The following is a 13,339-nucleotide window of genomic DNA, read 5'->3' on the forward strand; positions in this document are numbered from 1 at the left end:
TTCCGATACGATATCGCAATAAAATTAATATTATGAATTCCCGACAACAATCTATTTTGCAGATGGTGACTGATAAAGGTCAGATGAGCGTTGCTGAACTGGCAAAAATCACCGGTGTCTCAGAAGTGACCATTCGACAGGATCTGAACACACTGGAAAAACAGAGTTATTTACGCCGTGCGCACGGTTTTGCTGTTTCATTGAACAGCGATGATGTGGAAACGCGCATGATGACTAATTTTACGCTGAAGCGTGAGCTGGCTGAATTCGCCGCATCGCTGGTAAGCCCAGGTGAGTCCGTATTCATTGAAAACGGCAGCAGCAATGCGCTCTTAGCCAGAACGCTCGCCGAGCAAAAAGATGTCACCATCATTACCGTCAGCAGCTATATAGCCCATCTGCTGAAAGAAACCCCCTGCGAAGTGATTCTCCTTGGCGGCATCTATCAGAAAAAAAGCGAAAGTATGGTTGGGCCCTTAACTCGCCAGTTTATCCAGCAGGTACACTTCAGCAAGGCCTTTATCGGCATTGATGGCTGGCAGGCTGACACCGGCTTCACCGGACGCGACATGATGCGTTCTGATGTGGTTAACGCGGTGCTGGAAAAAGGCGCAGAAGTTATTGTGCTTACTGACAGCTCAAAATTCGAAGCCATTCACCCGTACACGCTGGGTCCATTAGAGCGATTCAGCCGCGTAGTCACGGACTCCAGGCTTAGCGCCAGCGTACAAATGCAGCTTGAGCATTCCGGATTAACCGTCAATATCATTGATGCCCACGCGTAACATTTTCAGCAGATGATTTGTCAGTTGGCAAATCATCTCCTCTCTGAGAGTTATCTGACAGTCCAATTAAGACTTTTTACCTGTCGTTAACAGGATTAAGTCGTAAAATTAATGTTAGCGATATAACAGGAACGAACCTCCAACTTCAGGATAGTGTTTGTAATGCCTTCGCTAAACGGTTTCACGGAAATATCTTCGTTAGCCTAAATTTAGCGCTATTCTTAAAGAACACTGGATTCCGTGAATCAATAATTCAGGAGAAAGTATTATGTTAGTAACGAGCAAAAAAATGACCGCTGCCATTCTGGCGATTACTCTGGCAATGTCGCTGAGCGCCTGCTCTAACTGGTCCAAACGCGATCGTAACACTGCAATCGGTGCTGGTGCAGGTGCAATAGGTGGTGCAGTCCTGACTGACGGCAGCACGCTGGGTACGCTGGGTGGTGCTGCAGTAGGTGGTATCATTGGCCACCAGGTGGGTAAATAATCTACGGTTGAACGGCTCGATATAATAATACGTTTACTTTTTCAGGTCTGTATTATTAAAAAGCCACGGAAATATTCCGTGGCTTTTTTTATTAACCGCCAGCCAGTTTAACTTTCATTCCTTTGGCTTCCAGCAGCGATTTAATCAGGTCGCGTTTATCACCCTGTATCTCAATCATGCCATCCTTCACTGCCCCGCCACAACCACATTTTTTCTTCAGTTCCGCAGCTAATTTGGTCAGTTCGGCATCGTCTTGATCAATACCGGTAATCAAACACACGCCCTTACCTTTGCGGCCACTGGTCTGGCGCTGGATACGAACAATGCCATCGCCTTGTGAGCGCACAGAAGCAGCTTTTGGTTCATCAATGCGTCCGGAGTCGGTTGAGTAGACCAGGCGAGAGTTTGAGTCGTTCATTTACGCACCTCGTTTCAGTGAGGCATTAATCATCTTCAGCGTCTGAGCCGGATCTGCCGACTGCGTGACCGGACGACCAATAACCATATAATCCACACCAGCTGACTGTGCTTGTTCCGGCGTCATAATGCGACGCTGGTCGCCCGCCTCGCTGCCTTCAGGACGAATACCCGGCGTAACCAATTTAAATGCCTGGCCAAACGCCTGCTTGAATCGCACCGCTTCCTGCGCGGAGCATACAACGCCATCCAAACCACAATGTTGGGTTAAGCGCGCCAGCCTTTCAGCATGCTCTGCAGGTGACAACGTCACGCCGAGATCGGCGAGGTCGCTGGCTTCCATACTGGTCAGAACCGTTACCGCAATCAGCAGCGGTGCGTCCTTGCCAAAAGGTAATAAGGCTTCACGTGCGGCGGTCATCATACGCGCCCCACCAGAAGCATGAACGTTAACCATCCACACGCCAAGCTCAGCCGCTGCCGCAACGGCATGCGCGGTAGTGTTGGGAATATCATGAAATTTCAAATCAAGAAAAACGTCAAAACCACGCTGTTGTAAATCGCGAACCAACTGAGGTCCAAAAAGCGTGAACATCTCTTTGCCCACTTTCAAACGGCAATCACGAGGATCAATTCTGTCGACAAAAGCTAATGCTTTATCACGATTGGAATAATCGAGAGCGACAACGACAGGAGAATCAGTAACAGCACGAGAAGAAGATGAAGCAGTAAACGTCATGACCAGACCTTCTTGAGGATGGGCGCCGACAGTAGCGCGAAATGGGTAAACGGCGTGCATTCTACCTGCGGTAATAGAAAATTAACAGGCGCGATTCCATTTCTGCCAGGCGAATTTGGCAACGGTGGCTGAGGATGGCTTTGTTCTCATCATTAGTATGTTGTAACTAAAGTAAGATTTTTTTAAAAATTACAACCCATCAAGTCCGCGAATAGGCTTAATGGTTGACCATGAGCGACAAGATGGGCAGTGCCAGTACAGTGTATATGCGGTAAATCCGCACTTCTGGCAACGATAGCGCGGCTTGCTGCGCACCTGCTCCCCGACCATATCGCGCAGAACCATCAGGCTCTCTTTCGCGCGCCCTTCTTCTGCTTCGTTAAGATGGTAATCCATTAATTTGTGGAAAACGCGCATCGTAGGATGGCGTTGTAGTTGGCGGGTAATATAAACCTGAGCGGTATCAGTCCCCTCACGCGCTTCAAGAATATCGGCCAGCATCAGCTCGGCGGCGGCGCCAGTATTCTCTTCAACGGCCCGACGTAAAAACTCTGCCCACTCATCGGTTTTCCCCAGATGCTGGTAGCAGCTTTGCAGCATTTCCAGCGTTTCGCTGACCAGTTCTTTATCCTGAGAAATCACGCGTTGCAGACTTTCAACGGCCTTCGCGTACTCGCCTTTCACCATGTACACACGGCCCATCATGATAGAAACCCGGGCACTGTTTTTGTCTGCCGCAGCCCCTTTTTTCAACAGCGCCATGGCGCGATCCATATCGTCGCTGCCCATCTGCTGTAAGGCCAGTTCGCAGTAGAAGTGGGCTATCTCAATACGCTGTTTATCTTTGCCTAGCTTCACCAGACGTTCTGCGACATCAATGGCTTTCTGCCAATCGCTGGTCGCCTGATAAATTTGCAGCAGTTGCTGTAATGCACCGACGCGAAAATCTGTTTCATCGGTAAGCTGATTGAACATGTCTTCCGCGCGGTCGTACAGACCTGCGGCCATGTAATCGCGCCCCAGCTGTTGTACGGCCAACAAACGCTGCTCGTAGGTCAGCGAAGCACTTTCCATTAACGTTTGATGGATGCGGATTGCGCGATCGACTTCACCGCGCGAGCGAAACAGGTTTCCGAGAGTGAGATGAGCCTCAACGGTGCCCGTATCCTCTTTTAGCATATCGAGGAACAGATCCACCGCTTTGTCTTGTTGGTTGCTCAGGAGGAAGTTAACCCCGGCGACATAGTCACGGGAAAGACGGTTAGCTTCATCCTGCTTGGTTTGTTGCGCACTTCTGCGACCCATATACCACCCATAGGCAGCGGCTACAGGTAAAAGCAGAAACAACAACTCCAACATAAATAATTATTCCTTCACAACCGACGAATCGGCAGAAACCGCAACGTCGGTCGCAGGCGTAAGCTGGTTTTCCAGTCGTTTGATTTTACGTTCGGCGCGCGCAAGAGACACACGAACCTTCAGCCAGAAAAGGCCGCAAATTAACCAACCAATCGCAAAACCTGCGGCAAACAATACAGCAAGCAGCGTAGAGATACGATACTCACCCTGAGCCAGCAGGTAATTAAACGTAACCTGTTGATCGTTTTGCGCACCTAATGTCACCGAAATAACAAAAATCGCCAACACCAGTAAGAAAATGAGTAAATATTTCACATTACTTCCCGTTATGTGGTTTAAGCGAATAAATCGTGTACAACTTACCGCGTTGAGCCCTTTAAATTACCATTTTCACAACGAGTGCGAAATGGAAAAGCGCTTTCCGCTTTCTGATTTAAGGGCAAAATTTGAAAAATCAATCATAGCTAGCTTTCTTGCTCGCGTTGCGCGATTTCTTTTGCCTCCTGCACAGGCGGCGTAAGTGGTCCGCATACTCGCTGCGCGAGCCAGGTCGCCAGCGTTACCAGCAACCATGAAATCAGTGTTGCAACGACCAAATCACGCGGCCAGTGCATGCCCAACAGCAAGCGGCTACCCATAACACCTGTCGCCCAGATAAGCAAAAACACAATCGTCAGCGTACGTCGGCGTGGCCATAACAGCCCTACTGCCAGTAAAGCCCAACTGGCAGCAAACATCGTATGTCCTGACGGAAAGGCAAAACCCGTTTCTTTTTGCCAGTGCTTACGTAGAAACGTCGGAATATCCTGTTGTTCGGCCAATTGCTCTTTAACTAAGTTGCCACGATCTTTACGTTTTAAAGTGTAGAACTCATCAACCGGGATATGGTGCGTTTTTTCCAGCCATACGACAAAGGGCCGAGGTTCCTGCACCCTGTCTTTAACCCAGGACTTCACACCCTGACCGACTAAAATTGCCACGGCCAGGATCGCAAACAGCATTACCGCAGCTTTCAGACGAAAACGCAGACACCACAGAAACCATGCGCAGAGCACAACGTGAGTGATAATCCCCCACGGCTGCGTCACCGTTTCCGTTACCCAGTACAGAGATTTTAGCCACCAAACGTTGTGTCCCGGCTGCCAGCTCCAGCCCGATACCCATACAGCAACCGGCATAATAAGTAGCAGCCCGGCCCCGACCGCAGTGCGCTTTGCAATTGACAGCATTGCCTCTCCTTTCGTCGATAAGTCTCACAATCATAACTGAAAAAAGTGCATGCCGGGAAAATTGACATTTTTGTGCCATTCCAAAGGCGAATCCGTTGTCGCGATTAGGTGAACATCATTGCCTTATGGCAAAATAGTGCAATACAGAACAAGAAGCCAACAGGCGACGGCACGACAGTGCCAGCATAATCTGGAGAATTACATGCAGCTTAAACGTGTGGCAGAAGCCAAACTGCCAACCCCCTGGGGTGATTTCCTGATGGTGGGATTTGAAGAACTGGCAACCGGACACGATCACGTCGCACTGGTTTTTGGCGATATCACAGGTCAAACGCCTGTTCTGGCGCGTGTCCACTCCGAATGTCTGACTGGCGATGCATTGTTTAGCCTGCGTTGCGATTGCGGCTTCCAGCTCGAAGCGGCTCTCACCCACATTGCTGAAGAAGGGCGCGGTATCCTGCTTTATCATCGTCAGGAAGGACGCAATATCGGCCTGCTCAATAAAATCCGCGCCTACGCGTTGCAGGACCAGGGTTATGATACCGTTGAGGCTAACCATCAGTTGGGCTTTGCGGCAGATGAGCGTGATTTCACGCTGTGTGCGGATATGTTCAAGCTGCTGGGCGTGGACGAAGTTCGTTTGCTGACCAATAACCCGAAAAAAGTGGAAATTCTGACCGAAGCGGGAATCAATATTGTTGAACGCGTGCCGCTGATTGTGGGTCGTAACCCGAACAATGAACATTACCTGGACACCAAAGCCGCCAAGATGGGGCATTTGCTGGGCAAGTAATGGTTGTTACCGCCGATAATAAAGCCTGCTCTCGCAGGCTTTATGCATTTTAATTCAACATATTACGAATCACGTAGTGCAGAATACCATCGTTTTGGTAGTAAGTTAGCTCCGTCGCAGTATCGATACGGCAGCGGCATAAAATCACCTCTTTACGTCCATCTGAGCGAACCATATTCACCGACACTGTTGCGCCCGGCTTGATGTTTTGCAGGTCCGTAATATCGATCGCTTCCTCACCGGTTAGTCCCAGCGTTTTGCGCGTGACTCCCTGTGGAAACTCCAGCGGCAAAATCCCCATACCAATCAGGTTAGAACGGTGAATTCGCTCAAAGGACTCAGCGATAACCACGCGAATCCCCAGCAAGCGCGGGCCTTTTGCCGCCCAGTCGCGACTGGAGCCAGAGCCATACTCTTTCCCGGCAATAACCGCCAGGGGGATATTCTCCTGTTGATATTGCATAGCCGCATCATAGATAGCCACTACCTCAGTTCCCGGCAAATGACGCGTCATCCCACCTTCCACTCCGGGTACCATCTCATTACGAATACGAATATTGGCAAAGGTACCGCGCATCATCACTTCATGATTCCCGCGGCGTGAACCATAGGAGTTGAAATCTTTACGCTCAACGCCGTGGCTTTGCAGATAACGACCTGCCGGGCTATCCGGCTTAATACTGCCGGCAGGAGAAATATGGTCGGTGGTGACGGAATCCCCAAGCATTGCGAGGATACGCGCACCATGAATGTCCTGGACCGGATCCGGCGTAGCCTGCATACCATCGAAGAACGGCGACAAGCGGATATAAGTTGAGTCAGACTGCCAACCATAGGTATCAGCCCGATCAACCTGGATAGCTTTCCATTCTGGCGTACCTTCAAAGACTTCAGCGTACTCTTTATGGAACATGGCGGTAGAAACCTGCTCCACGGCACGGGCAATTTCCTGAGCCGTCGGCCAGATATCTTTCAGATAAACGGGATCGCCCTTTCTGTCATGGCCTAACGGATCTTTCGTCAGATTGATATTCATATTCCCTGCTAGCGCATAGGCCACCACCAGCGGCGGAGACGCCAACCAGTTGGTCTTCACGAGCGGATGGATACGCCCCTCAAAGTTTCGGTTGCCGGAAAGCACAGCACCAACGGTGAGATCGCCTTTTTTGATGGCTGTCTCGATAGGATCGGGTAACGGACCCGAGTTACCAATACAGGTGGTACAGCCATAACCTACAAGGTTAAATCCCAGCTCATCAAGGTACGGCGTGAACCCAGCCTGCGCCAGATAATCAGACACCACCTTCGATCCTGGCGCCAGCGAGGCTTTCACCCACGGCTGACGTTTCAGACCAAGTGTCACTGCTTTTTTCGCCAACAGTCCCGCCGCCATCAATACGCTTGGGTTGGAGGTGTTGGTACAGGAAGTGATAGCTGCTATCACCACCGCACCGTCCGGCAGCTTATACTGCTGGCCGCTCATGGTGTAGTCCACGGGCTGACGGTCTTTCAGCGAGCTATTTACTTCGAGTTCATTACTCGCCGAAAACGCTTTCGGAACATCAGCCAGTGCCACCCGATCCTGCGGGCGCTTCGGTCCGGCAAGGCTAGCTTCCACACTGCCCATATCCAGCTCCAGTGAACTGGTAAATACGGGTTCATCCCCTGGATTACGCCACATTCCCTGCGCTTTGGCATAGGCGCTGACCAACTCAACCTGCTCCTCACTGCGTCCACTCAGACGCATATATTCAAGAGTGATGCCATCGATCGGGAAGAAACCGCAGGTTGCGCCGTATTCCGGTGACATGTTCGCAATGGTTGCCCGATCGGCCAGCGGTAAGGTGTCGAGTCCATCACCGTAGAATTCAACGAATTTACCGACCACGCCGTGCTTACGCAGCATCTGGGTGACGGTTAAAACCAGGTCGGTAGCGGTGATACCTTCCCGCAGTTTGCCCACTAGTTTAAAGCCCACAACATCCGGGATAAGCATAGAGACCGGTTGACCCAGCATTGCTGCTTCAGCCTCAATGCCTCCAACGCCCCATCCCAGCACACCGAGACCATTAATCATTGTCGTATGGGAATCGGTACCGACCAGCGTATCGGGATAAGCCACCCACTCACCGTCCTGTAACTCGCTCCAGACGGCTTTGCCAAGGTATTCAAGGTTTACCTGGTGGCAAATACCCGTTCCCGGCGGTACAACGCTGAAGCGACTAAATGCCTGCTGTCCCCATTTCAGGAACACATAACGTTCATGGTTACGTTCCATTTCCAGGCGAACGTTTTCTTCGAAAGCATCATCATCACCAAAACGGTCCACCGTTACCGAGTGGTCAATGACAAGGTCCACTGGCGAAAGCGGATTCACTTTTGCCGTATCTCCCCCCAGTCGTTTCACCGCTTCGCGCATGGCGGCAAGATCGACCACCGCCGGCACGCCGGTAAAATCCTGCATCAGAACACGAGCGGGTCGATAGGCAATTTCACGATCGGCATGGGCGGTCTCCAGCCAATGCGCGAGAGCATGAATATCATCTTCGGTAACGGAATTACCATCCTGCCAACGAAGCAGGTTTTCCAGCAACACTTTTAGCGATTTGGGTAGTCGGGTGATATCACCCAGTGATTTAGCAGCCAGAGGTAAACTGTAGTAGCGGTAGGTTTTATCTTTAACCTGCAATGTGTCCTTACTGGCTTCTCGTAGGGTCGACGACATAGCTCCTCCTTAAATGACAGGGTTGGATCCCCTGATTTTCCTCAGGGTTAGTATTAAAGATAACACAAACAAAATGTAACGCTTTGATAACAACTCAAAATGATAAAAGTAGCGGGCGATATAAAAGCGCGAACTGAGGTCGATGGTAAGGAGGAAGGTCTAGCCGTGTAGATTAATAGGATGAATATTCAGCAGGCAATAGAGCAATGGATAATACGTTGATTAGGTTGTTGATGACGATTACATGGATAAATGATTCGATATTCAAGGGCACAAGGTAATCGTTATTATTATAAAATACGTACGAATTATTGTTTCTGTTCATCATCATCAGTTAACAGATCAATAAACGCCCGTTGTTCAGGAGAAAGGTTCCAGGATTCGGGTACCTTCTGCCCCTTCTCTGCGACGGTTTTGCTCTCTTGCTCATGGTCATGAGGCGATAGCGTTTCGGTAGAGTGCTGCTCTGGTGCGGACATACTTACCCCCACACATTCCAGGCCACGAGTGCGACAATAATCCAGAATATCGCAGAACCAAGAAATACGGCGAACCAGGCTTTACGTTTCATCACCGGATCCCTGCGTGCTGGCTGGTTTCCTGAAGGCATCGCTAACCTCATACTATCGAAATCACTTATCATTTAGGCACCAAACAATCGGTACAATTAATCATCAGATAGGAGGAATCCTAATAAAAAAGGCGAAAAAAAGCCAGTTAATTTTCAGACTCGTCCTGATAAATAAATCGATTGTTTGATCGGTTATAAATATTTGAAAGGAATTTTTGGCAAGCTGACTAATTTGAAACTACTTTAGAGAATTTTTTCCACAAGCTATATATGGTTAATTTATCCACGGTAAATTATCAATTAATTCAGTGTTTCCCGTCGGTATCGCTTTATGCTTATGGATACCGACGAGGTTACAGTCGTTATTATTTCTCAGGCAATTTAATATCTTTAAACATGGCTTCAATATCATCGTTGGAACGCAGCGCCACCGCCGTGTCCACCACATCACGCGTCAGATGCGGCGCGAAACGTTGAATGAAATCATACATGTAACTACGTAAGAAGGTGCTGCGACGAAAACCAATTTTGGTGGTGCTATGGCTGAAGATATCGTGAGCATCCACGCGTACCAGGTCAGGATCGGAAACAGGATCAACCGCCATACTGGCAATCACACCCACGCCAAGGCCCAGACGGACATAGGTTTTAATGACATCAGCATCGGTCGCGGTAAAGACAATACGTGGCTCCAGACCCGCGCGGTTAAACGCGGTGTCCAGCTCCGAGCGTCCGGTAAAACCAAACGTGTAGGTCACCAGCGGATACTGTGCCAGTTCCTCAATAGAAACCGAAGATTTCCCCGCCAACGGATGATCCGGCGTGACGACGATCGAACGGTTCCAGTGGTAGCAAGGTAACATCACCAGGTCGTCATACAGGTGCAAAGCTTCCGTCGCGATAGCAAAATCTGCATTTCCTTTCGAAACGGCTTCGGCGATTTGTGTCGGCGATCCCTGGTGCATATGCAATGAGACGCGAGGATAGCGCTCAATAAAACCTTTAATCACGTTCGGTAAAGCGTAACGCGCCTGAGTGTGCGTAGTGGCGATATATAACGAGCCTTTGTCCGGCCAGGTATGTTCGCCAGCAACGGACTTAATGGCATCCACCTTCGACAGAACTTCTCGCGCAATACGAATAACTTCCTGCCCCGCTGGCGTAACTTGCGTCAGGTGCTTACCGCTACGGGCAAAAATCTGGATGCCAAGTTCATCTTCCAGCATACGAACTTGCTTACTGATACCGGGCTGCGAGGTATAAAGCCCTTCCGCTGTTGAGGAGACATTAAGGTTGTGGTTCACCACCTCAACAATGTAGCGAAGCTGCTGTAATTTCATGTTATGCCATCCCGATTCGCGCCATCAAATCATCGTTTCAGTGCAGGCTCGCGGGCGCTGCTAATACGATTTAATAATAAAAACTCTGTTAACTATAACCACTATATCATTTATATGTACGCTGTATAGGTATGACAAAAAATAATATGCGAGAAACAAAAAGGGCCGCTTACGCGACCCTTTGAGGAGAAATTCAGCCGAAACGCTGTTATTTCTTCCCTTCTACCCATTTGCCGTCAACAAAGAACGCGGACCAGCCAGTCGCCTTACCGTCTTTCTCAGCGGCAACGTATTGCTGCTTGGTTTTACGGCTGAAACGAACCATGGACTTGTTACCATCCGGATCAGTTTGCGGCGCATCTGCCAGATAACGCAGTTTTTCCGGCAGGCGATCGCGGAAGCGGTACAACTCTTCCACCAACGGCGCACGAGTCTCACGTGATTTCGGGAACGTATTGGCCGCCAGGAAGATACCTGCAGCACCATCACGTAACACGAAATACGCGTCAGATTTTTCACACGGCAGTTCCGGCAACGGAACTGGGTCTTCTTTCGGCGGAGCGACTTCACCGTTACGCAGGATCTTACGGGTGTTTTTGCACTCGTCGTTAGTACACGCCATGTACTTGCCGAAACGTCCCATTTTCAGGTGCATTTCAGAACCACATTTTTCGCACTCGACGATAGGACCGTCATAACCCTTGATACGGAACTCGCCCTCTTCGATCTCGTAGCCGTCGCAGGTTGGGTTATTACCACACACATGCAATTTACGCTTAGGATCGATAAGATAACTGTCCATTGCCGTACCGCACTTCTGGCAGCGGCGTTTGGCGCGCAATGCGTTCGTTTCCGCGTCGTCGCCTTCCAGCACGTTCAATACTTCGTTTTCCGGCACCAGGTTAATGGTGGTTTTGCAACGCTCTTTCGGGGAAAGTGCGTAGCCAGAGCAACCAAGGAAAACGCCGGTACTGGCGGTACGAATACCCATCTTGCGTCCGCAGGTCGGGCAATCAATGCTGGTCAGCACCATCTGGTTCGGACGCATACCGCCTTCTTCAGGATCTTTCTCGGCTTTATCCAGTTGCTGAGTAAAATCAGTGAAGAAGTTGTCGAGTACGCCCTTCCATTCGGCTTCTTTATTCGCCACCTGGTCGAGGCTATCTTCCATCTGCGCGGTAAAATCGTAGTTCATCAGTTCGCGGAAGTTTTCTTCCAGACGATCGGTGACGATTTCACCCATTTTTTCAGCGTAAAAGCGACGGTTTTCAACGCGAACATAACCGCGATCCTGAATCGTAGAAATGATCGACGCATAGGTAGATGGGCGACCAATGCCACGCTTTTCAAGCTCTTTAACCAGCGAAGCTTCACTGAAGCGCGCAGGCGGTTTAGTAAAGTGCTGTGCTGGCGTCAGTTCGATAAGCGTCAGCGTATCGCCTTTGTCCACCGCCGGTAAGATGCGATCTTCATCGCCTTTACGCAACGCTGGCATCACTTTCGTCCAGCCATCGAAGCGCAGAATACGACCGCGCGCCTTCAGGCGGAAATCACCCGCACCCACGGTGAGCGTGGTGGAATCATATTTAGCTGGGGTCATCTGACAGGCAACAAACTGGCGCCAGATCAGCTGATACAGTTTTTGCGCATCAGCTTCCATATCTTTCAGCGATTCCGCCTGTACGGCGACATCGGAAGGACGGATAGCTTCGTGCGCTTCCTGCGAGTTTTCTTTGCTGGCGTACTGATTCGCGTTTTCCGGCAAATATTTTTTACCAAAATTATCGCTGATGTAATCGCGAACCATCGTCACCGCATCCTGACTCAGGTTGGTTGAGTCAGTACGCATATAAGTGATGTAACCCGCTTCATACAAGCGCTGCGCCATCATCATGGTTTTCTTCACACCGAAGCCCAGACGCGTACTGGCGGCCTGCTGTAGCGTGGAGGTGATGAACGGCGCGCCCGGCTTGCTGCTGGTCGGCTTATCTTCACGCTCCAGAACGCTGTAGCGTGCTTTTTCCAACAAGCTAACGGCAGCTAGCGTTTGTTCCCGATTGACCGGGCGGAACGGTTTATCATTCTGATGCGTCACCTCGAGCGGTAACGCGTCGCCGCCAGGCGTGGTGGTGTTGGCATCAATCTCCCAGAACTCTTCTGGAACAAATGCTTTGATTTCGCGTTCACGCTCAACCACCAGACGCACAGCAACCGACTGTACACGGCCAGCTGACAGACCGCGCGCAATTTTTTTCCACAGCAGCGGCGACACCATATAGCCCACAACACGGTCCATAAAGCGGCGCGCCTGTTGCGCATTTACACGGTCGATGTTCAGTTCGCCAGGTTTTTCAAACGCCTGACGAATAGCATTTTTGGTAATTTCGTTAAACACCACACGGCTATAGCGGGTGTCATCGCCGCCGATCACTTCCCGCAGGTGCCACGCAATGGCTTCCCCTTCGCGGTCAAGGTCAGTTGCGAGATAGATGTGGTCGGCTTTTTCAGCCAGTTGCTTCAGTTCAGAAACAACTTTCTCTTTACCAGGCAGCACTTCATAGCGCGCATCCCAGTTGTGCCACGGGTCAACACCCATACGGTTGACGAGAGCGCCACGTTCATCCTTTTTGGGCTTTTTAGCCGTTTTGGTGGAGGTTGAGTCGGCGCTCTTTTTAGTTGCTGAGCCACTGGTCGGCAAATCACGGATATGACCGACGCTGGATTTCACCACGTAGTCATTACCCAGATACTTGTTGATCGTTTTGGCTTTTGCCGGGGACTCAACGATGACAAGAGCTTTACCCATATTCACCTTTACCTAATTTGATTCTTCCAGAATGCGTCGCACGTTGATTCACCTTCCACTGGCGACGAGACATCGATATGGTCTCTGC

At 50.2% G+C, this 13,339-nt stretch carries 13 protein-coding genes; 3 read left to right on the forward strand and 10 right to left on the reverse strand.

Annotated features, from left to right (window positions below):
• The first annotated feature begins 32 nt into the window (after positions 1–32).
• Complete coding sequence (gene yciT, locus G4551_RS12620) at positions 33–785, forward strand: DNA-binding transcriptional regulator YciT (RefSeq protein ID WP_003020580.1); 753 nt, start codon at positions 33–35, stop codon at positions 783–785.
• 268 nt (positions 786–1,053) lie between these two features.
• Positions 1,054–1,272 carry an osmotically-inducible lipoprotein OsmB gene (osmB, locus tag G4551_RS12625; protein ID WP_003020583.1) on the forward strand — a complete coding sequence of 73 codons (219 nt, stop codon included), beginning with the start codon at positions 1,054–1,056 and terminating at the stop codon, positions 1,270–1,272.
• Positions 1,273–1,363: 91 nt separating this feature from the next.
• On the opposite strand, the gene yciH is transcribed toward osmB, so the two are convergent.
• The 5 genes from yciH to pgpB all read right to left on the reverse strand — a co-directional run bounded on the left by yciH (position 1,364) and on the right by pgpB (position 5,016).
• A complete protein-coding gene (gene yciH, locus G4551_RS12630) occupies positions 1,364–1,690 on the reverse strand; it encodes a stress response translation initiation inhibitor YciH (protein ID WP_003840722.1) in 327 nt (108 codons plus the stop codon).
• Positions 1,691–2,428 carry an orotidine-5'-phosphate decarboxylase gene (pyrF, locus tag G4551_RS12635; protein ID WP_003840720.1) on the reverse strand — a complete coding sequence of 246 codons (738 nt, stop codon included), beginning with the start codon at positions 2,426–2,428 and terminating at the stop codon, positions 1,691–1,693.
• Between the two features lie 189 nt (positions 2,429–2,617).
• Complete coding sequence (gene lapB, locus G4551_RS12640) at positions 2,618–3,787, reverse strand: lipopolysaccharide assembly protein LapB (RefSeq protein ID WP_003020592.1); 1,170 nt, start codon at positions 3,785–3,787, stop codon at positions 2,618–2,620.
• A 6-nt stretch (positions 3,788–3,793) separates the two neighbouring features.
• A complete protein-coding gene (locus G4551_RS12645) occupies positions 3,794–4,102 on the reverse strand; it encodes a LapA family protein (RefSeq protein ID WP_003020595.1) in 309 nt (102 codons plus the stop codon).
• Between the two features lie 149 nt (positions 4,103–4,251).
• Positions 4,252–5,016 carry a phosphatidylglycerophosphatase B gene (gene pgpB, locus G4551_RS12650; RefSeq protein WP_003840717.1) on the reverse strand — a complete coding sequence of 255 codons (765 nt, stop codon included), beginning with the start codon at positions 5,014–5,016 and terminating at the stop codon, positions 4,252–4,254.
• A 202-nt stretch (positions 5,017–5,218) separates the two neighbouring features.
• Here pgpB and ribA point away from each other — a divergent pair, with 202 nt between their 5' ends.
• Entirely contained in the window at positions 5,219–5,809 is a 591-nt protein-coding gene (gene ribA / locus G4551_RS12655; protein ID WP_003020601.1) for a GTP cyclohydrolase II, read from the forward strand.
• Positions 5,810–5,858: 49 nt separating this feature from the next.
• On the opposite strand, the gene acnA is transcribed toward ribA, so the two are convergent.
• From acnA to topA, 5 genes are all read right to left on the reverse strand, one after another.
• On the reverse strand, positions 5,859–8,534 hold the full coding sequence (acnA, locus tag G4551_RS12660) for an aconitate hydratase AcnA (RefSeq protein ID WP_003840716.1): 2,676 nt from the start codon (positions 8,532–8,534) through the stop codon (positions 5,859–5,861).
• A 308-nt stretch (positions 8,535–8,842) separates the two neighbouring features.
• Entirely contained in the window at positions 8,843–9,013 is a 171-nt protein-coding gene (locus G4551_RS12665) for a hypothetical protein (RefSeq protein WP_008322403.1), read from the reverse strand.
• 2 nt (positions 9,014–9,015) lie between these two features.
• Positions 9,016–9,156, reverse strand: a complete 141-nt coding sequence (locus G4551_RS12670) for a YmiA family putative membrane protein (protein ID WP_213083937.1) — start codon at positions 9,154–9,156, stop codon at positions 9,016–9,018.
• A gap of 314 nt (positions 9,157–9,470) precedes the next feature.
• Positions 9,471–10,445, reverse strand: a complete 975-nt coding sequence (cysB, locus tag G4551_RS12675; RefSeq protein ID WP_003020610.1) for an HTH-type transcriptional regulator CysB — start codon at positions 10,443–10,445, stop codon at positions 9,471–9,473.
• A gap of 208 nt (positions 10,446–10,653) precedes the next feature.
• Positions 10,654–13,251: a type I DNA topoisomerase gene (topA, locus tag G4551_RS12680; RefSeq protein WP_003840713.1), complete on the reverse strand. Its 2,598-nt coding sequence runs from the start codon at positions 13,249–13,251 to the stop codon at positions 10,654–10,656.
• Between the last annotated feature and the right edge of the window lie 88 nt (positions 13,252–13,339).

The organism is Citrobacter freundii ATCC 8090 = MTCC 1658 = NBRC 12681 (assembly GCF_011064845.1).
Taxonomy (GTDB): Bacteria; Pseudomonadota; Gammaproteobacteria; order Enterobacterales; family Enterobacteriaceae; genus Citrobacter; species Citrobacter freundii.